A 25,833-nucleotide genomic window follows, 5' to 3' on the forward strand; every position below is an offset into this window, starting at 1 on the left:
CTCCCTATTAAGCATTTTTCCCAAACACGACTGCGCTGTAAGAGCCACCCGCCGCAAAAGAGATGATTAGAATTTTCTTGAGACCGGCCGCATCGGCAGCCTTGCTTGCCACGGAGCCGTCGTCCGCAATAAAATAGGCGTTATCGCTTGTAAGTTCGCCATTCAAAAGCATGGCGGCTTCTGCAGCGGCGAGCGCGGCAGACCCCGCACGGCCTTCACCGACACGTTCCTTGACCTCGAACAGCGGCATCGTAGCGAGCTTGTCGCCGAACACACGCTGGAGGGCTCCCTTCTCGATGTCGTCAATACGCTTGCAGCCGTTCGCGAATCCGCAGACCGCATCGATATCGGCGGCAGAGAGACCCGCATCGGCGAGGGCGTCGTTGATGGCCTTGTCGAGCGCCTCGTCGGAACCCACGAGCTTGCCGAACTTCACGTTTTTGCGGCCATGGCCGAACCCAAGCGCATAGCAGTAGACCTTCGCACCGCGGGCCTTCGCATAATCCTCTTCCTCAAGCATTATCGACACAGAGCCGTCGCCCACCACGAAGCCTTCGTTTTCGGCAAAGGGTGCGACCACATCACCTGCGGCAACACCGAGCTTCTGGGCAAACTCGGTAATAATCGGCAAGTTCTCGTCGGTACCGGTTGCCATCATCGCCTTTTCCTGGCCGTCGTGGATGACGTTCATGGAGTAGCCGATGCTGTCGAGACCGGAAAGCGGGCCCGTCGTAATCGTGACGCCGTAACCCTTGATGCCGGAGCAAATCGAGAGGTAACCACCAGCAGCGTTGTAAACCGTGTGCGGGAACTTAAACGCGGAACCGCCCGCATTGCCCGCCTCGGCAATGAGTTCCTCGAAATCGTAGGTGGCACCGAGACCGCCCTCGCTGGTACCCACGATAATGCCGATATCCTTCGCGTTATCGTCGGTCACCTGGAATGCGGAATCCTGCAGGGCGCGCATGCCCGAAACCGTCTGGAGCTGGCCCAAGTTATCGAGCTTGCGGTAGAACGCCATCTTGATGCCGAGTTCCTTGTAATCGTCGAGCGCGATGGTCGAATGTACCGAGGCGCTCTCGGGCTTCTTGCCCGCCTTCACGGCATCCAGGTAGGCTGCCTTGCTGTTGCCGAGCGGAGACACGATTCCAAGACCGGTCACCGCAATCTTCTTCGCCTTGGCGGACTGAGCCGAAACTTCGCCGGGCACCTTCGAGAACACGATGGCCGCGTTCGTGCCGCCGAATGCCACGTTGTTGCTCAACACGCACTCGAGTTCCTTGTGGCGGGCCTTGTTCTGCACAAAGTCGAGAGCGCCAACCTTCTCCTTGAGGGCAGCGGACTGTTCCTCGGTATAGGGGAATGTCGGGAGCACCGTATCGGTCGTGAGAGCCTTGATGCTGAAAACCGCCTCGATGGCACCCGCGGCGCCCAGGCAGTGGCCAGTCATCACCTTCGTCGAACTCACGCTCACGTTCGCGTTGTCTTCGCCAAAGAAATTCTTGAAAGCCGTAATTTCGGCATTGTCATTCTTGCCCGTACCCGTACCGTGAGCGTTCACGTAGCCGATATCGGACTTATCGATGCCGGAGTTCTTGACAGCGCGGTTAATCGCCTCCATCAGGCACACGCCGTCTTCGCGCGGGGCCGTAATGTGGTTCGCGTCGCTCGTGACGCCGGAGCCGAGCACCTCGCAGTATGTCTTCGCGCTGCGCTTCTGGGCATGTTCGTAAGATTCCACGATAACGATGCCCGCACCTTCACCGAGCGTAATGCCGTTGCAGCGGTTGAACGGGGAGCAACCGTTCTCGTCGAGCGCATGAAGCGAAAGGAAGCCGGAATACGGCACGGACGCAAAGGAATCCGCACCGCCCGCAATCACCACGTCGGCCTTGCCCGCGCGGATGAGGTCGCAGGCAACCGCGATGGAAATCGTGCCAGCCGCACATGCATTCGCCACGTTCGTCACGATGCCACCTGCACCGCAGGTTTCAGCCACCTGGGATGCGATGGATGCAATCGGCATCTTCGCAATTTCTGCGGCATCGCGCCCGTGCTGGTGATACTGTTCAATCGAGAGCACGCCACCCACGCAGCTGCCGATGACCACGCTCACGCGCTGGTCGTCGCCAAAATTAGAAAGCCCCGCATCGGCTAGGGCCTCGTTCGCGGCCTTAATGCAGAGCTTCGAGACGCGGTCCTTCTCTTCGGGGGCGTCAATCTGGTCGAGCGTGTCGCACTTGACTTCGGCAGCCAAGTCCGCATAGCAGTTCTTTGTATCTAGGGAAGTCGTCTTGTGGATACCCGAAACGGATTCCAAAGCGCTCTTCCAGGTTTCTTCGACATTGTTACCGACGGCGCAAATCACACCCAGGCCAGTAACAACACAGCGGCGTTCGTCAGGAGTCATATTTTACCCATGGATCCTGTCGGGCCTTTGTCCGGCTAGCTCAGTAACCGCGGCCATCCAGGATGACCATTCTAAAATTAAGCTTTGTGAGATTCGATGTAGGCAGCGATAGTATCGATGCTCTGGAAGTTTTCCTTGGCAACGCCGGTCATGGACACGCCAAAGGTAGAATCCACGAAGGAGATGATTTCGAGGGAATCGACAGAATCGAGACCGATTTCTTCGCCAAAGAGCGGAGTGTCGAACTGGAGCACGTCACCATCGACGCCGAGATCCGACATAAAGAACGACTTGAGCTTGTTTTTCATTTCTTCGTTAGCCATTGTTTCCTCTTTTGTTTATTTTTGCGACAAAGATAGAAATCTTTTTGTAAGTATTTATCGCAAAAACCTTAAAAAAACGACATGTAGGCCCAAAATGGCGATAAAAAGCAAGAAATCGCCCCTACTGTTCAGGGAAAAGCCGCCCATCCTTCAAAAAAACAATGCAATGAAGAGCCCGCCGTGCAAGGGACTCCTTTCACAGACAACTTATAATTGAACCTAAACTCGCCCCAACCGAACGGAAATTTTGAAATTGCTATTTTTGGGATATGGCACGCGCACGCAAGACAATCACACCTGACCCGTATGCGAAACCGATAGCGAAACCGCTACCGCCCGAGCAGAGCCTACCGGGGCACCTCAAACAGTTCCAGTCGCCGACGCGCGCGAACTTCGAACTCGTGAGCCCTTACGGAGCGGCGGGCGACCAGCCGAAGGCCATAGAGGAACTCACCGAAGGTTTCAAGCACGGGGAGCAGTTCCAGACGCTGCTTGGCGTCACAGGTTCCGGCAAGACTTTCACGATGGCGAACGTCATCAAGAACGTAGGCAAGCCGACGCTCATCCTTACGCACAACAAAACGCTGGCGGCACAGCTCTATCAGGAATTCAAGGCGTTCTTCCCCCACAATGCGGTAGAATACTTCGTGAGCTATTACGATTACTTCCAGCCCGAAGCGTATATCCCGCACACGGACACCTTCATCGAGAAAGACGCCAGCATCAACGACGAAATCGACAAGCTCCGCCTGCGTGCCACCGCGAATCTGTTGACCCGCCGAGACGTGATTATCGTGGCTTCCGTGAGCTGCATCTACGGTTTGGGTAGCCCCAGCGAATACTTCGACCTGATGGTGCGAATCAAGAAGGGTGACGTCTACGACCGGGACAAGATTCTGCACGACCTGGTGCGAATCCAGTACACGAGAAACGATTTCAGCCTGGAGCGCGGCAGTTTCCGCGTGCACGGCGACGTAATTGAAATTCACCCGAGCTACGACGAAGAAGGCCTCCGCATTGAGCTTTTCGGCGATGAAGTCGACAGGCTCGTTCGCTTCAACATCATTACCGGCGAAGTCACTCAGGAAATGGACGAGATGACCATCGCTCCGGCAAAGCACTTCGTGACCAAGGAAGAAGGCCGCGCAGGAATTTTGCAGCGCATGCAAGTGGAACTGACCGAGCGCCTTGCGGAACTCGACAAGGAAGGCAAGGTGCTGGAATCGGCCCGACTCAGCAGCCGCACCCGCTACGACATGGAAATGATTCGCGAGACCGGCATGTGCAGCGGCATCGAGAACTACTCCCGCATTATCGAGAACCGCGCGCCGGGTACGCGCCCGTTTACGCTTATCGATTACTTCGGCGACGACTGGCTCTTGATGGTGGACGAATCCCACGTGAGCATTCCGCAGGTGGGCGGCATGGCTGAGGGCGACAAATCCCGCAAGACGACGCTTGTGCAGTACGGCTTCCGCCTTCCTTGTGCGCTGGACAACCGCCCGATGAACTTTGCCGAATTCGAGTACATGTACCCGAAGCAGGTGCTCTTCGTGAGTGCCACCCCCGGCGATTACGAACTCACCAAGACGGGCGGCGTCGTTACCGAACAAATTAACAGACCGACCGGACTTCTGGACCCGAAAATCGAGATGTTCCCCATCAAGGGCCAGATGGACGTACTGCTCTACCGCATCGAAGAAGTCGTCAAGAACGGCGACCGCGTGCTGGTCACGACGCTCACCAAGAAGATGGCGCAGGACCTCACCGACTTCTTTGTGGAAGCGGGCATCCGCGCGCGTTACCTGCACAGCGACATCAAGACGCTCGAACGCCACGAACTCATCCGGGGCTTGCGCACCGGAGAATTCGACGTGCTGGTGGGCATCAACCTGCTGCGCGAAGGCCTGGACCTGCCCGAAGTGAGCATGGTCGCGATTCTCGATGCCGACAAGGAAGGATTCCTGCGCAACTACCGCAGTTTAATCCAGACCATGGGACGTGCCAGCCGTAACGTGAACGGTACCGTCTTGCTTTTTGCAGACAACATGACCGACAGCCTGGAAAAGGCTATTTCCGAAACCGCCCGCCGTCGTAGCGTGCAGGAAGAATTCAACAAGGAACACGGAATCACCCCGAAATCCGTGACCCGCAAGATCGAAGATGATTTGAGGATTAACGACCCGCTGGGAATAGATGGCGACGATTCCGTCGACGAAGACCAGTTCCCTGAGCCTGCCGAAGGGAACGAACCCGGAATCCGTCCGATGGAACCGCTGCAGCCCAGTTCTAGACGAAAGACGAAAGACGAAAGACGAAAGAAAGGTTCTAATTACTCCAAGCGCGCGGAGAACGCCAAACTGAGTGCGGCAGTCGGCGCCACCGCAACACGTCATCCTCGCGCAGGCGAGGATCTATCGGCAAAACTTGCCGACCTCGAGCGCCAGATGAAGGAAGCCGCCGCGCGCCTCGACTTCGAAGAAGCCGCACGCCTCCGCGACATCATCCGCGGCATGCAATAAACCCTCATGTCATCCCCGGCTTGACCGGGGATCTCCCATAAAAAAATCCCGCGAATTTCTCCGCGGGATTTTTCACATTCGTCATGTTCGCGACAATTACACGTCGACCACTTCAGTCCAGCCGAACGGGTCTTCGGCTTCGCCGAACTGGATAGCAGTGTACTTCGTGAAGAGTTCCGTGCAGACCGGGCCCGGATTCTTGCCGTCACCGTAGGTGAATTCCTTGCCGGCAACCGGATCCACAATCTTCTTGATCGGGGTAATCACGGCGGCGGTACCGCATTCGGCAGTTTCGGAGAATTCAGCGAGTTCTTCGAACGGGACCTGGCGGCGTTCCACGGTGTAACCGAGGTATTCGGCAAGCTGCTGCAAGCTCTTGTTCGTAATCGACGGCAGGATGGATTCGGACTTCGGGGTCACGTAGGTCTTGCCCTTGATGCCGAAGAAGTTTGCCGGACCGCATTCGTCGATGTACTTCTTTTCCTTCGCGTCCAGGTAGATGGTGCTGGAGTAGCCGAGCTTCTTGGCTTCTGCGAGGGAAAGCAAGCTGGCAGCGTAGTTACCGCCGACCTTCACCGTACCCGTACCCTGAGGAGCGGCGCGGTCGAAGTTGCGGCTAATCATCATATCCACGGGCTTGAAACCGTCCTTGAAGTACGGGCCCACCGGAGTCACGAACATCAACAGCAGGTATTCGTCGGAGGGCTTCACGCCGACTTCCGGGCTCGTACCGATGAGGAGCGGGCGGATGTAGAGCGTTGCACCATGACCATACGGCGGAATAAAGCGGGCGTTAGCCTTCACCACGGTGTGGACCATCTCGCGGAACAGTTCGACCGGCGGCACGGCCATGAGCACGCGGTTCGCGGTGTTCTGCATGCGCTTCGCATTCTCGTCAACGCGGAAGATACGGACCTTGCCGTCCTTGCCCGTGTAAGCCTTGAGGCCTTCGAAACCTTCCTGGCCGTAGTGCAAGCAAGTAGCGGCCATGTGGATGCTGATGTCCTTGGAAGAAGAAAGTTCAACCTTGCCCCACTTGCCATCGCGGTAGTAGCAGCGGACATTGTAATCGGTATCGTAATAACCGAAGGGGAGCGTCTTCCAATCGACAGTGTTCAAATCAAGCATAATTTAACCTTTTTTGCAGTTTGTGCATTTTTAAAGGTATCATTCGGTACCGTACAGAAAAATACAATTATCGCAGGGATTTTGGCTTGATTTATCGTGAAAAAATAATGAAATATTGGCTATAAGCCCCGCAACGCCCCGGCTAGCCGTTGCACTACTTCGTAGTGCAGACTGCTGCGCCTCGGAAATGGTCGCACAAGCAAGCTTGGCGACCGCATCACTCGGCTTGCAAGTCTTTGACGCAACGGACAGAGAGTCCGAGATCCTTGAAGTTGATGAACAGGTGCGCTCTGTCGTCGTAATAGCCCAAGCTCACGCTGTGCGCATCGACGCCATTGTACTGGGAAGAACTCCAGAAATACGCGATGCGGCCCTCACCGTTGTATCCTTCGTAGAAGTCGCCGGCAGACAACGCCGTAAAGGAATAGGCGTCCGAGCCACAGCCATTTACATCATTGCCATATACCTTATAATATTTATTCCAGCCCCAGCCGCTAGTAGACTTGAGCATTTTGCTCGCTGTATATATTCCACCGACAGCGGAGAACAATATTTTCCACTCTGTCGTATCCGGCAAGTGCCAGCCCTCAGGGCAAACGCCTCGCACCGGATAAGTCGGCGAACACATCTCATCTTCTTTATGGACATAACCGCAACCCTTACCGTTTGTAGACCACCTGCCCACGCCATCCATCGCAGCAATCCAGGTGTAAAGGCGACCATACTTGGAACACTTGGCAGGGTCATTGCCATAGCACCAGCTAGAGGAATCGGATCTGACCAACCGAAATTCATAGGGAACGCCTGTGTATGCGTAGTTCAAATTCTCTGCCATCCAAGTCTGCGTACCAATTTTGACCGTCTTGTAAGTCTGACCGTCACGTTCGTCAGTCATAGTCCCCTTAACCACAGTCGACGGGTCTACATATCCCTCAGGGATACCGCTTCTCAACGCCGCACTCGACGACGATTTCGCAGAGCTGCTACTAGGCTCAGCCGTGTCACCGAAAGATGAACTTTGCTCAAAGAATTCGTCCTTGAGGCAGCGAACCGAGTGGCCGTAGTCCTTGTAGTTGTGGGTACAAGACACACCATCGCCGTCGTTGTCCAAGCGTATGAAGTACGCATTGCTTCCACTATGCTGGGAGGAACTCCAGAAGTGCGCATCCTCGCCATCATAGCCGAAATAACCTTTTTTGAAGTGCTTGCAGACGGTAGGAAACGCAGCAAAAGAATAGGCGTCTATACCATTGCCATTTTCTCCCCTATTATCATTCCAGCCGCTAGTAGACTTGAGCATTTCGCCCGCATTTAATCGCCCGCCAACCGCAGTGAATAGCGTTTTCCATTCCGTTGTATCGGGCAAGTGCCAGCCCTCGGGGCATACACCACGCACCGGGTATGTCGGCGTACAGGACGCTATAAAATAACACAAGCCCTCTACGCAGCTTCCACAACCCTTGCCGTTTGCAGACCACGTTCCTGCGCTATCTATTGCAACTGCCCAAGTATAAGTACGACCGTATTTGGCGCAGTATTCTGCGGAATCATTATAGCAGAAACTGTTCGCGCTCTCGTAGTTCAGGTTCTCCGCCATCCAAGTCTGCGTACCGATTTTAACAGTCTTGTAGATCTTGCCATCACGTTCGTCGGTCATTGTCCCCTTTATTACAGTCGTGGGGGCCACATAGGCCACAAAAGCACTGCTGCTGGACCTGGAGTTACTAGATTGCAGTTCCTTCGAATCCAACTCTACTAATAAGTCGACAAGTTGCCTAGTATCGTATATCGTGTCGCCCGCAATGACGCTAGAAGAGTTGCAACAGGATCCTTCGCCGGAGCTCAGGATGACGTTTTTAGACAAAGAAGATTCCCCATCAGGATGAGCCTCAGAGTTACGGTTGCCGCCGCAAGCCACCAGCACCGCCGCCACAACTGCAACCATCAAGAATTTCTTCAAGGCCATAAATAACATTCCTGCGCTAAACATGCATGAATATACATTAATTTTTATAGGCACCCTCAAAAAAATCTATCTTTGGGGGTATGGACAAGAAGCACCCCCTCTACTTTACTATTCACGGTCATTTTTACCAGCCCCCTCGCGAAAACCCCTGGACGGGCGTCATCGAGAACCAGCCGAGCGCACGCCCGAACCACGACTGGAACGACCGAATAGCGAGCCAGTGCTACAGTCCCAATTCCGCAAGCCGCATCTTGAGCCCGCACGGGCATATCGTAGACATTGTCAACAACTACGAGTACATGAGTTTCAACATGGGTCCAACCCTCATGGGCTGGATCCGCACGAACACGCCGGATACCTACAAGCGCATCCAGGAAGCCGACAAGAAGAGCATCGAGCGTCTCGGGCACGGCAACGCGATTGCGCAGGTCTACAACCACATCATCATGCCGCTTGCAAGCGAGCAGGACAAGCGCACGCAAATCCGCTGGGGTATCGAGGATTTCAAGTTCCATTTCGGTCGCATGCCCGAGGCCATGTGGCTTGCCGAGACCGCCATCAACTTCGAGACGGTGGTGGAACTCATCAAGGCGGGCATCAAGTTCACCATCCTTTCGCCCACGCAGGCCGATAGCTTCCGCAAGTTCGGCGACGAGGAATGGACCGGGTGCAGCAACACCGACATCGATACGACGCGCCCCTACCGCGTGTACCCGCGGGACAAAGACGGCAATCTCGTATGCGACGGATACCTGGACGTATTCTTCTACAACCCGTGGCTTTCTTCTGCCGTAGGGTTCGAACACCTCCTGCGCGATGCCGGCACGTTCGGCAGGCGCATTGCCGACGCCTGGGACGAGAACCGCGAAGACGCGCAACTCGTGAGCATCGGCACCGACGGCGAAAGCTACGGTCACCACGAGCCTTTCGGCGACATGTGCGCCGCCTGGCTCTACAACCGCTACGCTCCCGAACACAAGATGGTGCCGGTGAACTACGGCTGGTTCCTCGAGAAGTTCCCGCCGCAGCACGAGGTTATGCTCAAGAACTTCTACGGCGAAGGATGTGCATGGAGCTGCGCCCACGGCGTGGGCCGCTGGTACCGCGATTGCGGCTGTTCGACCGGCGGCGGGCCCGACTGGAACCAGAAATGGCGCGGACCCCTGCGTGACGCGTTCAACCACCTGAAAAAGCTTGCCGACGACGTTTTTGTCCGCGAGTTCGAGAAGATTTCGAAAATCGATCCGTGGGATGCCCGCAACAACTACGTGCAGGCGCTCGTCGCACCCGAAGACAAGTCCCGCGTGGAGCAGTTCCTCAAGGATACCGTCAAGGAACCCGAAAACGAGGCCATGTGCGCGAAGGCGATTCGCCTCTTGGAAATCCAGAAGTTCTGCCTGTTCAGCTTCACGAGCTGTGGCTGGTTCTTCAACGATATCGAGGGCCTGGAACCCGTACAGAACATGCGCTACGCCCTGCGTGCCATGGAACTGCTGGAACCGTTCCTGCCGTTCGGGCACAACATCAAGAGCGAGGTGCTGAGCATCCTTGCCCGCGCCACGAGTAACGAACACAAGTGGAACGGAGCCGAGGTCTTTACGCGCTACGCCGAAGACGCGGTTCCCGTAATCCTCAAGGAAATGGCCGAACGCGCCGCGATATTCCACCTGGAACTTGAACAGGATTCCGACAACACGAACTCCCGCATGAAGGCCGAGAAGATTTCTAGCCGCAGACGCCAGACCCTCGTGCGCGTTACCTACGAAGACAAGTTTATCGGCGAAAAGCGCGAGACGACAAACCTCGTGATTACCGACGCCCTCGGGCGCGTGAACATCGTGGTGGCGATGGGGAGCATCGAGGAGAATGGCCTCAAGTTTGTGGAAAACCCGAACATGGGGACCATCGAACTCAGGAACCTGTTCCCGACCGCCTACGTGGTGCGTATGCGCGACCTCATGAGCGACTCGCTGCAGACCATCAACAAGCGCAGCACGCAGAAACACCTTGCGAGCCTCACGGAATCGTTCTCGAGTTTCGCGCTGAATCACGGCATCTCCATCGACAGCCTTGCCGACCCCGATCACACGCTGCCCGACACCATGCGAAAGATTCTCTCGCTCGAACTCAACGCCCGCATTCACCACGAGGCGCTCAAGCTGCTCGAAGGTCCGGACTCTAACCTCGTGAAGGAAATCCAGGGGCTTATGGACGAGGCGAACAGGCTCGACACCAACCCGAGTTTTGGCGGTACGGGCCGCATGTTCTTCCGCAAGCTGAGCGCCCTCATCGACGACGTTTACGCCAAGATCGACGAATCTACGGTCAAGTACATAACCGACCTCATCACGGTTGCCGACTGGCTCAAGCTCGGCATCGACAAGACGAGCCTCGAAAACAAGGTATTCAAGATTTACAAGCAGTTCAAGGAAGACCCGAAGGGCAAACTAGCTGCACTCAAGCCCATGTTCGGCTGGCTCAACTTCGAGGTGGACAATGTATAGGAAGTCCAGCAAACCGCTCATTTCCGCACAGGAGATAAACGAACGGCTGGACACGCTCGGCAAGGACGTGGCCGCGTTCGGGTGCGATATCGTAATCACCGTGCTTTCGGGCGGATTCATATTCAGCGCCGACATCTGCAAGCGTATCGCGACGCCGAAACTGCAACTCGCCTTCATACGGGCGTCCAGTTACGGTAGCGGCACCGAATCGAGCGGGAACCTCAATATCACGGGGCTCGAGAACATCGATATCCGCGGCAAGAAGGTGCTCGTGATAGACGACATTCTCGATACCGGCAACACGATGTTCGGAATCAAGCAGGCTCTTGCCGACATGGGCGCGAAGGAAATCAAGACCTGCGTGCTGCTCGACAAGCCCGCCCGCCGTACCGCGGACATAACCGCCGACTTCGTGGGTTTCGAGATAGAAAACAAGTTTGTCGTGGGCTACGGGCTCGACTACGCGGGCGACTACCGCACATTCCCCGAAATTTGGACGATGGAGGAAGACGATGGCAAGTAACGATTTTGAAGACGTCAGGCTGCATGCCACACAGACATTCGAAGCCGTCGAACGCAGCTACAACAAGATAAGCCGCGGCAAGCGATTCCTTATCAACGCTGCCGTGTGCCTCCTGTTCTTCATTGCAGGCTTTATCGTGAGCAAGGTCATAAACGACGTGCCCTCGCAGGGAATAATCGAGAAGGTGGCCGCGCAGCCCGACCTCAAGAACAAGTGCAAGGGCCGTTACGACCGCCCGATGGAATACGCCATCATGCACGAATGCGTGTTCGCGAAGGGCACTCCCTCCGATGACGTAAAGCTCGTGCAGCGTATCAACTACTGCACCTGCGCCCTCCAGAGCGTGCAGGCGAAAAAGCCCTACCAGAAGATGTTCGAGAACAACCTGGTCGACTTCACCTTCAAGATTCGCGAAGAGAACCTGTGCCAAGAAGAAAAGAACATTCCGGTGCTAGACAGCAACGACGCGGAGAAGTAGCAGGCTGGCGGGGCGGGCGGTTGCACGATGAATACAAACTTGCAAAAAGCGGTTGACGGAACCCGCATCACTCCGGCGGAAGCGCTCGATATCCTAAAAAACGCCCCGTGGACTGAAGTGGTGGAAGCGGGAGACGCGATTCGCAAGCGCATGCATCCCGATAACCGCGTGGGCTATACCGCGTTCCGCATCGTGAACTACACGAACGTGTGCGAGGTGACCTGTAGCTTCTGCAGTTTTTGCAGGCCGGCGCATAGCCCGGAAGTGTACGTGCTTAGTTTAGACGAAATCCGCCGGAAGACTTTTGAAGCGAAGGCGAAAGGCGCCGACCAGATTTTTTTGCAGGGGGGCGTGAACAAGGAAATTCCCCTGAGTTATTACACCGACGTGCTGAAGATGCTCACGCAGGAAATGGGCGTGAAGGTGCGCGGTTTTTCGCCGGTGGAACTCGTGCGTATCGCGGAATTCAACAACATGCCACTCGACGAACTGCTCGACGTGCTGAAGGAAGCGGGCCTGAGTTCCGTTCCGGGAGCAGGCGCCGAAATCTTAAGCGACCGCATGCGCCAGATGCTGAGCCCGAGGAAACTTACCGCGCAGCAGTGGTGCGATACACTCGCCGCCTGCCACAGGAAGGGTTTACCCGGGAGCGCGAACATCGTCTTTGGGAGCGTCGAGACCGCAGAAGAAATCATCGAGCACCTGAACTACGTGCGGAACACGCAGGATATCGCGCAGGGCTTCAAGAGTTTCGTGGTATGGACATTCCAGCCGCAGACCGACAAGTTCCCCATCCGGCACGTGCGCGGCGACGAGTACCTCAAGCTGCTCGCGCTCAGCCGCATATTCCTCGACAACATCCCGCACATTGAAGTCTCACTCCTCGGGATGGGACTTTCCCTAGGGGAACTCGGGCTCCATGCCGGCGCCGACGACATCAACAGCATCGTGATAGAAGAAAACGTACTGCAAAATCACGGCCTCACCACCATCGAGGCGGCCGAAAAGTTCATTACCGACGCCGGTTTTACCCCGTACCGGCGCAGCTTAAATTTTGATTAAAGCATAAAAAAACCGGCCCGTTTTTTCAACGGCACCGGAAATCACTAGAGAGAGATATCTAAAAAAAGAGCCGAGCGTCGATTAGGCGCGTTTGGCGTACTTCTTGAAGCTCTTGACCAGCAGGGCAGCGAGAATGCAGTACATATTAACCTTTCTATCCTTTATTTTTGCTTTTTATCGCCGTTTTTCACTTCTTTTCCAAACAGCGCGCCAAAATTAACAAAAATTTACTAACGTGTCAAGGGGAAAAATTATATATATTTAAATAATTTACCCACTCCATTTTTTCTCGCATCCCTACATCCCTCGCCCTCTTCCCCCGAACGCCCAATTCGGATCTTTCTCGTTGGTTTTCTCCCTGAAAAATTGGTATTTTTGGGGCATGAAACAGATTATCGTATTCTGCCTCGTCCTGGCTGCCATAGCCTCCGCGCGGCCTTCCCTGCAACTCGACAGGGAGCGCGTAGAAGCGGGCAAGACCTTTGGACTGCAGCTTGTATACCCGTTAAGCGAATTGCCCGAAAACAGGAGCGGTTTTTCCATCGACACGCAGAACGGTTTCACGTTCCTTGGCATGGACAGTACCGACCAGGTGATGCGCCCCAGTATGGAAGAAATGTTCAATTCCTTCTGGGGAGGCGGTAGCCGCGGCGCCTACAAGGCCCGCATTTACACCTTCAAGCTAAGGGCCCCCAAAAAGACAGGGCGCCTGAACATCGGCAAGGTCCTAATCGAATTTGAAGGGCAAAAACAACCCATCTCGGGCGAAATCCCCGTCAACATCCAGCGCGCCTATACCGACGATGCTCTCGGCGTATCGCTTACCGCAAGCAAGAAGACCATCTATGAAGGCGAACAGTTCTACGTAACGCTCGGGCTCCACACCTACGAGCATTTCGAGGGCAACCTGCAGGCGACAGACATGAATACGGGCAACGACTTCATCGTGCACCGCAGCGACCTCTCGAACCTAAAATTTGAACCCGTGGAAGGCAGCCGCCGCGAAATGCAGGCAAGCGCCAAGTTTGCATGGCTTAGCCCCACCAAGAGTGGCAACCTACAGATTCCGCCGTTCAAGTTCAAGTACACCAAACGCGGCGAACCGAAGATTGTCGAAGAGAACAAGCAGATGGGCGGCATGTCGTTCCATTCGCAGAGCATCAGGCAGGAATCCGTCGAGGCCGAGGCCCAGTCCCCCACGATTAACATCATGGTGAAACCTCTCCCCACCGAAGGCAAGCCCGCGGACTTCAGCGGCATGGTGGGCAACTACAGCTTCAGCGCCAACTTCGACCGCACCGACGTGAAGGTGGGCGAAGCGCTCACGCTCTCCGTAGACATCAAGGGCGACGGAACGCCCGGCACCATTACCGACCCGAAGTTCCCCGACTTCAGCGACTTCCGCTCCGTACCTCCCGAAAACAACATCAGCAAGAAGGTCGTGGGCAGCAAGGTCATTACCAGCAAGAGCATAAAAGTTTTCCTCTACCCCAAAAAGAAGGGCGACTTCACCGTACCCGAGATTACCTACAGCTGGTTCAACCCCGCAAAGAAGAAGTACGAGACAGCAAAGGCAGGCCCCTGGAACATCCATGTGGAGAAGGGTGAAAATGCCCCCGAGGCAGTATTCCAGAACCCCGTCGCCGCAAGCGGCCCCGCCGCCGTGCAAAAACAGGAAATCGAATCGCTAGGTTCGGACATCCGCTTTATCCACCAGGTCAAGGGCACAGGCAATACCGCACCGTACAAGAGCATCCTTTACTGGGTTCTGATGGCGGCCGCCCTTCCCTTCTATTTCGTCGTGACATGGATTATCCGCAAGCGCCGCAAGCACAATAGCGACACGGCCCTGGTACGCAAGGGCAAGGCGAACAAGATGCTCAAGGCCCGCTTCGCAAGCGCCCGTGACGCCCTGGCGAAGGGTGACGCGAAGGCTCTGTACGCCGCACTCGAAAACGGCCTCATCGGCTACCTGAGCGACCGCACCAACCTGGAATTCAAGGGCATGACCCGCCCACAGATGAAATCGAAACTCGAAGAACTCGGCGTGAAAGCAGAAACCATCGAGGCCATCGACAGCTGGCTCGAAAAGTGCGCCTTTGCGCGGTTTGCCCCGGTGAACCCGAACGAAAGCGAGCAGAAGCAGATGCTTGCCGACGTAGAAAAACTTTGCGAGGAGATCGACGTATGAATTTCATGAAGTACATTTTTCTGGCACTTTGCATCGCTGCGGCATCGGCCGTAGCCGCCCCCGACTGCGCGGGCATTGACGCCGGCACGAAGGCCTATAACGGGGGCGACTTCGAGCGCGCCATCGACGAATGGCGCACCTGTGCCGACAACGGCACACCCGATGCCGACCTGCTTTACAACCTGGGGAACGCCTACTTCAGGAGCGGCAAGATTGGTTTCGCCATCTTCTATTACCGATCGGCCCTCAGGCTGCGCCCGGGTGACGACGACATCCAGCACAACCTCAAGTTTGCGCAGGCCATGACCCGCGACAAGGTGGACGAAGACGAAGAAGAGAACCCCATCCTCTCCGGCCTCTTCAAGTTACACCACGCGCTTTCCCTGAAGGCCCAGCTCATCACGCTGCTTGCTATTTTCTGGTTCATTGCGCTCATCGGCATTGCCGGCCGCATCGTCATCGGTGAACGCGCCAAGAACATCTGCACGGGCGCCATATTCGTGCTCACTGCAATTTTCTGCGTCATCGGTTCCAGTGCCGCCTACAAGATTTTCGTGCTCGAAAAAGACATCTGTGGAGTTGTCACCGCAACCGACGCCGACGTGACAAGCGCCCCGAGCGACAAGTCGCAGACGCTCAATACGCTTTCCGAAGGCACCACGTTCGAAGTCATTTCCGAACAAGGCAACTTCGCAGAAATCCGCCTCGGCGAAAAGATCAAGGGCTTCGTGAAACTCTCCGAAGTGGGGATTATAAAGTAATACTTCGGCTAACTACGTTAGCCTCGCGCACCCACAATTAATTAAACTTCAGCAGTAGTGCAATTTCGAACTGCAGTATCTGCCGCAGGTGCGGAGTCTCGTCATCAAGCTTTTCGTGAATCTGGCGGTATTCGATGTAGCTGCTCATCGAGGCCATCTTATTGAACTGGTAGCTTGCGCTCGGACGGATAAACCATTCGTGTGTCCGCGAGGGCACCGTACGGTCCGTAAGCTTCAGCTCGGGCTTGTAGGCTGCATCGGGAGCGTTGACGCTGGAATCGAAATGCCACTGCATAAACACCCCGCCCGTACCGGACTCCTTATTCCACATGCTGTAGTTCTGATCGGGATTATATTCCTTGCGAATCGTCTTGTTGTAGTCGTAGCCCGCAGTCAATTTCAGGTCCAGGTTATTTTCAAGCTTGAAATACCACTTCCAAATCTGGAAGCCCTTTTTGAGCTTGAGCGGATAGGAAATCGTAAAGTCGTCCCCGATGTTTATGGCAAAATCGTTGTAAAGCGACGTATGTATCCACGGAGTTTCCCAGAAGTAATCGGAGGTATCGGCAATATTGCCCGTAGAATCCGGCCAACATGGGAGCCCGATGACTTCTTCCTTCGGACGTCTGTCTGTTGTCTCTATCTTGAATCGAACGCTATTCTCTATCTTCAGGTTTTTCTGAGTCAAGAAGGTCACGCGGATGAGCGGATTGAAGTTTATCTGATGCGCCCAGGAATCTTCTGCGCTCTGGAACGGCTTCACCGTCGTCGTGTAGGTATAGTCAAACCGATGGACCGTGCTCACACTCTTGAAGCTATTCAACAGAGGAATCCTTTGCGCAAAGTTCGGGACCGTCACGCCTACACCGATCTTCGGCCACACCGTCGTCGTATCTATGTAAAGCGGGTATTCCCTGGACTGCGCGAAATCTTCTTTCCACTGCAAATCGCCGGTAATGCCGATATCCCAAATAGGCAGGGTAAAGCCGGAACCAATCTGGAAGCTACGGGAAACCGCATGGCGGAAGTTGCCCTGGTAGACAAGGGTATCGACATCCTTGCTGCGGTATTGGCCGAACCTTTCGAAATCACCGCGCGAAGTAAGTCCCATATCCCCGGATACAATATTCCACAGGCCACGATTGCGGTAGCCGTTACCAAGGCCTAATCCGTATAGGTAATACTGGAAGGGTGTCACGCCCTGCTGTTCGTACAGCTGCGCAAGTGTAAAGTTTTCACCGATGGTATTCGTGCTGGCCGTCCAGTTCATGCGAATTTCGCGCCACTTGATTTTTTCAAGAGCCTTCACAGCCATGGATTCCTTTCCGAACAATTTAACAAGGTCGACAATCTTGAGCGTGGGTGTGAATTCAAACCGGTTCGTCTGCGAAATCGTCCAGTAATTCTTTTCGAGCGTCTTCTGGTTCATGAAGTCAAAGTCATCGGGAATTGTCTTTTGCTGGTTGAAGTCAGAAGTAAATCCCATGTTGAACGGCAGGAATGGAATCAGGCGAGGATTGAAATTAACCTTGAACTGCTGGTTTCTAGAACGTTCGTTGCGGAGAATGCCGTAGGACTTGCCATATTGGCGACTACCGACGCTATCCACCTTGTAGAACGTGGTGCTATCATAAAGAATCGTGTAAGAATCCGGATTGGACATGTCGATAGCCATATCCTTGCCCGAAGCATCCTTCTTCGGGATCGTATCCGTCGGGATAATCACGAGGCTGTCGCGCGAAATATAGACCTTCCTGTCGGTATGGTCGTAATCGAAAACATACCCGCTAGCAAAAAGCCCGCCTTCATCAGTGGTAAAGAAGTTTTCTTTCACGAAGCCTTCGCGGTCGCCGCCACCATACATGTCGCGCTTGATATTCAACGAGTAGCTCGTAGAAAGGAACGACAGGATGTTCCAGCGCATGTTGAGCTTATGCGTGAGGTCCGCCGTATAGGTGACGACCTTGTCCACCTGCGGTTCCACGAAATCCGGATCTCGCACCTGGTTCACGTAGCGGACATAATTCAAATCGAACAGTGTCACATCGAACGTCTGCGGCCAAGGTTCGAACTCCGTCTTGGAGAGCGCCTTCAGGATTGCGTTTTCGGAATTCGCAAGCGATCCGAACGGCTTCATCTTGAACAAGCTGAACGTTCCGAGCTTGTATTCAAAAACCGTATGGTAAGCATACGTAGAATCTGCCGCCGTAGTCGCGCGGCCTTCGCTCTGCTTGAAAGAGTAGCTCGCCGCGGGGCGTTCCAGAAGCATCTGCGACAGCACCTCGCCCACCTTGGATTCAGAAGCCTTGTAGCTCTTGCTGTAGCTGATACTGAAGTTCTTCTCGCGCGTGTAGGATTCATAGCCCTTAGACTTGGCTTCGTCACGCAGTTCCTGTTCCTTCTTGTCAGATGTCACCGAGAGTTCGTTCTGGAACATGTCCTTCGTAAGGTTGCCAAATCCGCTATGTTCGAGCGTCAGGTCATCAGAGGGCTTCATGTACGGCCGCTTCGTCGAGCTTCTGTAGCCCAAATTCATCGGGATGCGGAATCCCAGGCTATCCGGAAGGAACTTGTTCAAATTGACCGACACGTCGGCCGACACGTCCAACTGCGAAGCTGCCTGCGACGCCTTCGGCTTCGGGGACCCACCCGTCGTCGACAGGGTCGCAAAGTTTCCATCCTGATAGCGGACGGCGCCCGAAACGGAGAGGAAGTCCGCAAAGTTCACCTGTCCCGAGGTGCGCGCCGCATAGCCCCATTCCGTATCCATATCCGACAGCCTGAGGTCATCAATCCAGAACGTTCCCTTGAGATCCGCCGGCGAGGCATTCGAATCCGCGATAATCACGAAGCGCATCCAGTCGATACTTGACACGGTGGGGTTACCGACCAGCTTAATGCGTTCATCGCGGTCACCGCCCAGTTCCCTCACGACCGGTTCCAAAAACGGCGGATGCCGACCCTGCTTCAGGTCAGAGAAGTCCGAGACATTCATCGCAAACGCGTTGTCGAGCCAGTTCTGCTCATGGCAATCCTGGTCACGTTCCGACGACGAACATTCGTATTTCACCGGGCGGAAGCTCCATTCATAATAATCCGAAGAACCTTCAAGAGATCCCGAGCCAAACTGCATCGCGAAGCGCACCGGAACCTTCTCGGCCTCGGTTACATAGTGTATTTCCATCTTCAATGACTTGTAAGACGCAAGGTTTTTCTTGTCCGTTTCGAACAGGCGCGTCACGCCCACTTCCTGCCCCGGATTCATATTCTGGTAATCAAGGACAAGGGATGTTTCCTTGAGCGGCGCGTTTGTTTCGGAATCCCGCTCCGTCTTGGTATTCGGCGACTTGAAGTAAGTATTCGCATTCTCGCGGCTGTTAATGGTCGAAACCTTTATGTAGCTGGTATCCGATGTCGATACATTTTCCGAAACCTTCATCTCGTTGCCATTTACGCTCACCACCTGCGAATTCTCGTTGGAAGACGTCTTATAGAAATCCGCAACCGTAGTTTCTTCCCAGGCATTGCCAACGACCGCAAGACCCACGACCTGGACCTTCGCCTCCGCGACACCCGGATTCAGCTTTCCAATCCAGAGACGAGTGTAGAGCGCCTGAGCGAGGATCGACTTGTAGCTGCTCCCCGTCGAAGACACGAGCGTATCATACTGGTTCAGCGGGATGCGCCACTTGCGCCAGCCATTCTTCAAGCGGTCAAAGTTCGCCTCGTTCGTATCAGAAAGATCTATGCGGTAGCGGACGAAGCTAATGTCGGTATCGAGAGAACCGTTCTTGTTGATGTCCTCGGTATCGTAGGTGCGTTCACCCGAGTTGTTTTCAGTACCGTTAATCGTTACCGGCGGGTCGCTGTCGTCATCCAGGTTCTCGTCGAAGTTGTCCAGCGAGATATCCGTCGTCGGTCCCGCATTGCGAGAATTGACTTCCGAGGAGATACATCCAGAGATTCGGCAATCCCACACCTGGCGTTTTTCGTCTGCACCGCTAGTCCCGTCCAGACCCTTGTCATGAAGTGCCGTCGTAGAGCCCAAGTCATTTTCGCCATTATAGAACCCGTCAGGTTCGTAACCATTAATGGAAAGGTCTTCGCTGACCTGCCCGAGATCGAGGTAAAGCGAGCCTACGTTTCCGCGAGCCACAATCTCGATATACTTCATCTCGCTCATGTCCTGGTAGTAGGCGCTGTTCGGACGCATGATGCCGCCCCACGAATTTCCCACCAGGTTGTCGTTCGCACGGAGCGTCATCTTCAGCACGGTCAAGTGCTGGTTGTCGACATCGGAATTGCCCACATTGGGGTAGATGTACTTGTAAAGTTCCGTGTTATTGCTGTGCCAAATGAATTCGCCCTTATGGCGGTAATCCTGATTCTCGATGTAAGTCGAAGGATTAGCGGACACACCGCCCGGAGGCGACGCATGATACCAGGAGAGCCTCGACAGCGGATAGGTCAGCCCCGAGGAGGTCGCTTCGAAATCTTCGACAAGCGCTTCGGCGTCTTCGCTCGTATTCGCATTGTGGCGGCTTCCGGCAAATTCGGCTTCGAACCTCCAGCTGGACTTTGCTTCCGTGTTAATGCCCGGAATCTTATTCACGAGGTCCGTAAACACCTGGACCGTATCCTGGAGTCTCAGGTTCATGCCCCACAGGAAACTGGAGAAGGGTTCGTTTCCGAGAGTCGGCGTCTTGGCTGTCGTGCTCTGGCTCTTGTAGAGAGCCGTAATGCCAAAGAGGGATCCCGTGCCGAATCCGTAACGTTCCAGCGGCAGTTCCGCGCGAGCACCGAGCAAAAGCTTGTTGTCTATTTCGAACAGGGGTTCACATTCGAACTTCACCTTGATTTCCTTGTTCGGGTCAAGAGCCCGTTCGCTCAGGAGTTCGATTTGTCCCAGTTCGTAGTTCACCTCGTAGTCGACGCCGCGCGTAAGGACCGTGGAACCGGAAGTCAGCTTTTCCGTTCCCGGCGAAATATCCATACAGGCGCTTCCGCTCACGGAATAACTGGAATTCGGGTCGCGGACACTGATGGTGGAACTGCGGCGCTTGCCGACGGATTCAAAATAGAACTGGCTCGTGTAACGGTTCAAGTTGTAAACCGGCAGCGTATACAGTTGCGATACTGCGTTCGAGGAATCCAGCAGGCGGAACGGTTCAAGGCAGTTCGCGCGAGCGCGCTCCGTCGCATTCGGTCCGCTATACTCCGACAGAGGCTTACACGGAAGCCACATTTCACCCGTATAGTTGCCGCTCGCGTCCTTCTTGAAAATCGTAGCGTCGCTCACGAGGGGACTTCCGGTCGAAGTGTCCGCCACCCCTAGAGTCTTCAGGAACGATCCGGCCACGCCCGACTTGTTCTTCATGCGCAATACGAAGCTGCTGGCGCTCGCATCCGAGATACCGATGCTATACACGTTACGCAGCATCAACTTGTCGATGTCGGTCAGTTCGGCAAGAGTCGCATCCCACTGGATAAGGACGACGCGTGCGCCGTCATTTACCGTTGTTCCAGTCCTTCCCGTCCCGTCGTTGCTCCAGCTCGCAGCGAGAAGCGTAGAACGGGTCACCCCGTTCACCTTCACGATACCCGTCTTGGGGTCGTAGGTGAAATCGCTCGACGGAATCTCGACCATGCGTTCCACAGTCTTCTCGACCGTCTTGCCGTTCGGAGCCTTGTAGACGACCGTGATATTGTCGATGACATCCTTCGACGCGTTCATCGCGCTACGCTTGTAGAGCTTGAGGTTCGTCGCCGGATAGTTGGAAGTCGTCCGCCCCGCGATACCCGCATTGATGTAGGCGCTACGCGCTTCATGATTCAAGAAGTAATAGCGGTAGGCAACAAACTGCTTGTCGAGCACCTGGAATTCGGTCGTCGTCTCGCTCGCATTGATGGTGTATTCTTCCTGGCTTCCTCCATCCTGCGAAGCAATCGTCGTGAGTTTCCAGTCGCCCAGCTTCCAGTCAGCCTTGATACCGAACAGGCCCTGATGGTTCTCCGAGTAACCCGTCAGTTCGGTACCCGAAAGCGAAAGCGAAGTCGTACCCGCTTCCACGCGCTGCAGAATGTAATCTTCGAATTCTCCCTTGAACGATTCCTCGTAGACGACGCGCACCTGGTTCTGCACCCCCAGGCCGCTTTCGACATTGTTGACCTCGACCGTGATGTAGGGACCGATCTTACCCTTCACCATGAAGCTCGGTTCGTATTCCAAGGTCGGCGAAGGCCAAAGGCTCGTCTTGGTACTTCCTTCCGCGTCGTCCAGTTCGCCGTAACCCTTGAAACGAACGTTCATCGTTCCCTGGAGCATGAGCTTCGGCTTGTCGAAGCCGAAAGTTTTCATCCACGCAGGCATGTTCACCGGGATGGTGATATCGAACATAGAACCCGTTTCCGGAGCCTCGTACCCGCCGTCACGCTGGCCAACAAGACTGCTGAGCCAAAGGTTCTTACGGCCAATGTCGTACATGTCGGCCACGTAATCCGTGAGTTCAGGGTAATGCGCCGTCCAAAGAGTCGTCGTGTCGCGCGAGACACTGTTCACGCGTTTCTCGCTCACATCCAGTTCGCGGGTCGCCATGTTGATGTCATGGCTGAACACCTGCCCCCTGTTCGACTTCATGAGCATGGGCGAAGAACCCACGCCGCCAAAAGGCAAAAGACTGTTCAGGGGATATGTGGATGGAGGCAGGGGGAAATAGTCCAGTGTCGGCTGCCATTCCGTTTCGGCAGGATCCTGGGGCTGGGCTTCATCCGCATTTTCCGCTGCAGGAGCAACGTCTGCAGGAGCGCTCTCCTGAGACCACGAAATGCCGAACGCCGCAAGGCAAAGGGCAAGCAAACCCGTCGGGGCTTTATGTCCAAACTTCCTAAAAAGCAACAGTCTTAAAATACAGAATTCGGCGGCGCCAAATCCAGTAAAAAAGTTGATTTTGCGGTAAATTAGAAAATTATAACAAGGGAGAAGCTACATAAAAAGGAAATCCCCGCAAAATGCGGGGATTAAATCCTTGAATCGGGAGGTTGCTCCGAGACGTTAGATGAACGCCTCGATACCGCCCTTGCACTTCTCCCAGCTCGAATTCTTCTTGCACAGGAGTTCCATCATCTTGTCGTAGGTCGCCGTGTTCGAGAAGCCCTTCCACAAGCGACGTTCCACGGATTCACCGCTATCCTTGTCAATCGTGGTAATCGTGTCGTAGTAGGCCGGATTATCCTTGAACTCGTTAATCAGGATGCCCTTCAAGTCTTCCGTATAGATCCTGGAAGCGTACTTGAGGATGGATTCGTTGAAGTTGAGTTCGTTCTCGACGAGCCATTCGAAATCCTGGATAGGATCGCCATAGACGAGCCAGTGCTTGAGAGCGAGTGCCACGACGAGATCCCTCACGGCGCTGCGGAAGATGAACTTGTCTTCGAGGCGGCCATTCCAGGTAATCTTGGTCAGCGGGTTATCGTCGTTGGCTTCGATAGAGACACCCTTGCCCGGAGTTACGCGACGAATCTTGATCGGGAGACGGCTAAGAAGCTGCCATGCCTTCGTGAAGGCAATCGTCTTTCGCACGAAGTCCTTTTCCTTGTCCGGCGAAACGCGCACGAAGGCACCGAAGCAACGCTGGTAAAGCGTTTCCTTGTCGAAGATGCAGTCGCTGCTGCGGCATTCGCTGAGCTTGCCGTCCATCATGAACAGAGTCTTCGCAAGTTCCGGGCGCATGCGCACTTCGAGCTTGCGGGTACGGGCCTTGAGGCGCACGCCGTCCTTGTACACGTAGGTAAAGCCTTCTTCCTGGTAACGCTGCCAAATGAAGAACTGCAGGTCGTCGGCGGCACGCAGGTGATAGCTGAACACCGGGTTCTGGCGGTTGTTGGCCATGGTCACCTGGTTCAGGAAGTTGTCGGCACCGGGGTACGGCACCACGACCTTCACCAGGACCTGCGGGTTCACCGGCTTCTTGCTTCTCTTTGCATAGGTTTCATAGGTAAAGAGCGACTGGGCGCCGTTGATGATCTTCGGACGTTCGATCACGAGGACCTTCTTGCCGTCGCGTTCCTTCGCACGGAGGTCATCGCCCGTAAGGGTCATGCCGTTGTGCAGGAACGGGAAATCGTCCACGTTCACGTTCTCGTCGTCGTTACGTTCCATGGTCTGGAAGGCGTCGATGAGGGCCGCGTTCGTATGCGTGAGGTTTCCGAGATAAGTACGGATGTTGCTGCTGACAATCGCCATGTTGTGCTTCGTCTTGAGGCGCTTGCCAAGAGCAACGTGATAATCAAAGATCGTGCGGATGGGGCAGAATCCGAGGAAAAGTTCACCGTGGTCGCTCGTGAGGTGAAGCGGTTCGGACTCCATCACGATTTCGAGCTTGTCGTCGGCACTGCGAAGATCCTTGGTAAGGTCGTCATGCTCGGCCATGATTTCAAGTTTCGCCTTGACTTCGTTCTTCCAGATGGCAAGCTTGCGGCGCATGTCCTTGAGGGTGCGTTCGAGTTCGGAATCAGTGAGATCGCGGCTTGCCTTGGTACGGAGAACCGTAATCTGGAGCGTTTCCATGTAGGGGCGGCTAGCCGGCGTATCTTCGTCATCCTCTTCGTCGCCGTCAGAAATCTTCTTTACATCCCACGGGTCAGCCTCTTCGCGGAGCGAAAGGAAGAACGGGTTCGTGGGGTCGCTCGTGCGGAACACTGCAATCTGCAGCTGCTTGAGGTCGGAATTCAAGTGGGCCACCACCTTTTCGAGGGGGGTATCCTCATCCAGGAAGATGAAGAACTCCATGAAGCCCTGTGAATACTGGAAGCCGTGGAAACAGCCGTTCTCGTCTAGGTTCAGATGCCGGAGTGCCTTGATTCGGTCGTTGGGATCGTTGGGGTTCAGACTCAAGAGGCTAGCGACGAATGCTAAGCGGCGTTCCTGCGATTTTGTTAGTTCCATTTTTTCCTCAATGATTCTTCTTGCGGCCCACCATATTTAGATATATAATAGACCACTTCGGATTTCGCACACTAAAAATAGTTTCAAAACTACAATTTGAGTAAAAAAATAATAAATCTTTTTGTAAAAAGACCAAGAATACCCCTAAAAATAATGCACAAACGAGCAAATTCCAATCAAAAATATCTTTTCCGGGCATTTTCCCCCGCGGATTTCGTCAAAAAAGCTATGATTTAGACGAGAACCAAAACGATCTAGGAGTGCCGTATGAATTTGCTTGATATCATCACCAAAGCCAAGGCCGAAAAAGCTAAAGTGCTGGACCTTTCGCAGAAGGAACTCCGGCTGCTTCCGCCTGAACTTTTCGAAATCGAAACCCTCGAAGAGCTCAACCTGGACCGCAACAAGCTGGTCGAAATCCCCGACGAAATTGCAAAGCTCAAGAACCTGAAGAGCCTTTCGGTGAGCGAAAACGACCTGATGGAGCTTCCCGAGACAATCGGCGAGCTCAAAAACCTGGAACACCTCTACCTGGGCTACAACAGCCTCTCGGAACTCCCGAGTTCCGTCGGCAACCTCGAGAATCTCCGCACGGTAAACATCGCGAAGAACCAGATGCTGGACCTGCCCCTCGAAATCGGCAAGTGGACCAAGGTCGTGAAGCTGTCCCTCCACGACAACATGCTTTCGGAAATTCCGGCCTCCATCGGCCGCATGAAGGGTCTCGTGAAGCTCTACCTCGACAACAACGACCTGACGGCCATTCCCGCATCCATCGGCAACCTCGAGAACCTCGAGATTCTCATGGTGTCGGGCAACAGCCTCGGCTCCGTGCCTTCCGAACTGGGCAACCTGAAAAAGCTCCGCGAACTCGTGCTGGACGCAAACCAGCTCGATTCCCTGCCGGACACTCTCGTCCAGTGCGATTCCCTGGAAACCGTATCCATTGTCGAGAACCCGATGGAAGACGGAGTCCCTCGCCAGCTCCTCGACAAGAAGGGTCTGAAGATAGACCAGTAGC

14 protein-coding genes are annotated in these 25,833 nt (G+C 54.8%); 8 read left to right on the forward strand and 6 right to left on the reverse strand.

The window, feature by feature from the left end; genetic code table 11:
- Positions 1-7: 7 nt before the first annotated feature.
- Both B4A77_RS12625 and B4A77_RS12630 read right to left on the reverse strand, forming a co-directional pair.
- Positions 8-2,410 (reverse strand): beta-ketoacyl-[acyl-carrier-protein] synthase family protein, encoded by a 2,403-nt coding sequence (locus B4A77_RS12625; RefSeq protein ID WP_290741189.1) that lies wholly within the window; start codon positions 2,408-2,410, stop codon positions 8-10.
- Positions 2,411-2,487: 77 nt separating this feature from the next.
- Positions 2,488-2,733: an acyl carrier protein gene (locus B4A77_RS12630; RefSeq protein ID WP_173365779.1), complete on the reverse strand. Its 246-nt coding sequence runs from the start codon at positions 2,731-2,733 to the stop codon at positions 2,488-2,490.
- Between the two features lie 269 nt (positions 2,734-3,002).
- On the opposite strand from B4A77_RS12630, the gene uvrB reads away from it, so the two are divergent.
- Positions 3,003-5,255, forward strand: coding sequence for an excinuclease ABC subunit UvrB (gene uvrB, locus B4A77_RS12635; protein ID WP_290741192.1), 2,253 nt, complete (start codon positions 3,003-3,005; stop codon positions 5,253-5,255).
- Positions 5,256-5,351: 96 nt separating this feature from the next.
- Here uvrB and B4A77_RS12640 read toward each other — a convergent pair whose 3' ends face one another.
- Both B4A77_RS12640 and B4A77_RS12645 read right to left on the reverse strand, forming a co-directional pair.
- Positions 5,352-6,374, reverse strand: coding sequence for a branched-chain amino acid aminotransferase (locus B4A77_RS12640; protein WP_088638563.1), 1,023 nt, complete (start codon positions 6,372-6,374; stop codon positions 5,352-5,354).
- A gap of 226 nt (positions 6,375-6,600) precedes the next feature.
- Complete coding sequence (locus B4A77_RS12645; RefSeq protein ID WP_290731062.1) at positions 6,601-8,349, reverse strand: fibrobacter succinogenes major paralogous domain-containing protein; 1,749 nt, start codon at positions 8,347-8,349, stop codon at positions 6,601-6,603.
- Positions 8,350-8,429: 80 nt separating this feature from the next.
- Here B4A77_RS12645 and B4A77_RS12650 point away from each other — a divergent pair, with 80 nt between their 5' ends.
- The 6 genes from B4A77_RS12650 (at position 8,430) to B4A77_RS12675 (ending at position 15,868) form a co-directional block, all read left to right on the forward strand.
- Positions 8,430-10,853 (forward strand): DUF3536 domain-containing protein, encoded by a 2,424-nt coding sequence (locus B4A77_RS12650; RefSeq protein ID WP_290741196.1) that lies wholly within the window; start codon positions 8,430-8,432, stop codon positions 10,851-10,853.
- On the forward strand, positions 10,846-11,376 hold the full coding sequence (gene hpt, locus B4A77_RS12655; protein ID WP_290741199.1) for a hypoxanthine phosphoribosyltransferase: 531 nt from the start codon (positions 10,846-10,848) through the stop codon (positions 11,374-11,376). The genes B4A77_RS12650 and hpt overlap by 8 nt, the downstream gene beginning before the upstream one ends.
- The gene (locus tag B4A77_RS12660) at positions 11,366-11,854 is read left to right on the forward strand and encodes a hypothetical protein (RefSeq protein ID WP_173380827.1); all 489 of its coding nucleotides are present in this window, start codon (positions 11,366-11,368) and stop codon (positions 11,852-11,854) included. Before hpt ends, B4A77_RS12660 begins: the two co-directional genes overlap by 11 nt.
- A gap of 27 nt (positions 11,855-11,881) precedes the next feature.
- Positions 11,882-12,916 (forward strand): CofH family radical SAM protein, encoded by a 1,035-nt coding sequence (locus tag B4A77_RS12665; protein ID WP_290741201.1) that lies wholly within the window; start codon positions 11,882-11,884, stop codon positions 12,914-12,916.
- A 382-nt stretch (positions 12,917-13,298) separates the two neighbouring features.
- Complete coding sequence (locus B4A77_RS12670) at positions 13,299-15,107, forward strand: BatD family protein (RefSeq protein WP_290741204.1); 1,809 nt, start codon at positions 13,299-13,301, stop codon at positions 15,105-15,107.
- Positions 15,104-15,868, forward strand: coding sequence for a tetratricopeptide repeat protein (locus B4A77_RS12675; protein WP_173380824.1), 765 nt, complete (start codon positions 15,104-15,106; stop codon positions 15,866-15,868). Before B4A77_RS12670 ends, B4A77_RS12675 begins: the two co-directional genes overlap by 4 nt.
- A gap of 37 nt (positions 15,869-15,905) precedes the next feature.
- On the opposite strand, the gene sprA is transcribed toward B4A77_RS12675, so the two are convergent.
- Together sprA and B4A77_RS12685 are read right to left on the reverse strand one after the other, a co-directional pair.
- Positions 15,906-22,763 carry a cell surface protein SprA gene (gene sprA / locus B4A77_RS12680; protein WP_290741208.1) on the reverse strand — a complete coding sequence of 2,286 codons (6,858 nt, stop codon included), beginning with the start codon at positions 22,761-22,763 and terminating at the stop codon, positions 15,906-15,908.
- A 156-nt stretch (positions 22,764-22,919) separates the two neighbouring features.
- Positions 22,920-24,812 (reverse strand): AIPR family protein, encoded by a 1,893-nt coding sequence (locus tag B4A77_RS12685; protein WP_173364912.1) that lies wholly within the window; start codon positions 24,810-24,812, stop codon positions 22,920-22,922.
- Positions 24,813-25,079: 267 nt separating this feature from the next.
- Here B4A77_RS12685 and B4A77_RS12690 point away from each other — a divergent pair, with 267 nt between their 5' ends.
- Positions 25,080-25,832 carry a leucine-rich repeat domain-containing protein gene (locus tag B4A77_RS12690; RefSeq protein WP_173380823.1) on the forward strand — a complete coding sequence of 251 codons (753 nt, stop codon included), beginning with the start codon at positions 25,080-25,082 and terminating at the stop codon, positions 25,830-25,832.
- Position 25,833: the final 1 nt, after the last annotated feature.

This window comes from Fibrobacter sp. UBA3718 (assembly GCF_002371935.1).
GTDB lineage: Bacteria > Fibrobacterota > Fibrobacteria > Fibrobacterales > Fibrobacteraceae > Fibrobacter.

What these genes read in the sequence shown, in the direction of transcription:
- B4A77_RS12625 (WP_290741189.1), bottom strand. Translation starts at nt 2,410, where the DNA reads ATGACTCCTGACGAACGCCGCTGTGTTGTTACTGGCCTGGGTGTGATT.
- B4A77_RS12665 (WP_290741201.1), top strand. Translation starts at nt 11,882, where the DNA reads ATGAATACAAACTTGCAAAAAGCGGTTGACGGAACCCGCATCACTCCG.
- hpt (WP_290741199.1), top strand. Translation starts at nt 10,846, where the DNA reads ATGTATAGGAAGTCCAGCAAACCGCTCATTTCCGCACAGGAGATAAAC.
- B4A77_RS12670 (WP_290741204.1), top strand. Translation starts at nt 13,299, where the DNA reads ATGAAACAGATTATCGTATTCTGCCTCGTCCTGGCTGCCATAGCCTCC.
- uvrB (WP_290741192.1), top strand. Translation starts at nt 3,003, where the DNA reads ATGGCACGCGCACGCAAGACAATCACACCTGACCCGTATGCGAAACCG.
- B4A77_RS12690 (WP_173380823.1), top strand. Translation starts at nt 25,080, where the DNA reads ATGAATTTGCTTGATATCATCACCAAAGCCAAGGCCGAAAAAGCTAAA.
- B4A77_RS12660 (WP_173380827.1), top strand. Translation starts at nt 11,366, where the DNA reads ATGGCAAGTAACGATTTTGAAGACGTCAGGCTGCATGCCACACAGACA.
- B4A77_RS12645 (WP_290731062.1), bottom strand. Translation starts at nt 8,349, where the DNA reads ATGGCCTTGAAGAAATTCTTGATGGTTGCAGTTGTGGCGGCGGTGCTG.
- B4A77_RS12675 (WP_173380824.1), top strand. Translation starts at nt 15,104, where the DNA reads ATGAATTTCATGAAGTACATTTTTCTGGCACTTTGCATCGCTGCGGCA.
- B4A77_RS12630 (WP_173365779.1), bottom strand. Translation starts at nt 2,733, where the DNA reads ATGGCTAACGAAGAAATGAAAAACAAGCTCAAGTCGTTCTTTATGTCG.
- B4A77_RS12650 (WP_290741196.1), top strand. Translation starts at nt 8,430, where the DNA reads ATGGACAAGAAGCACCCCCTCTACTTTACTATTCACGGTCATTTTTAC.
- B4A77_RS12685 (WP_173364912.1), bottom strand. Translation starts at nt 24,812, where the DNA reads ATGGAACTAACAAAATCGCAGGAACGCCGCTTAGCATTCGTCGCTAGC.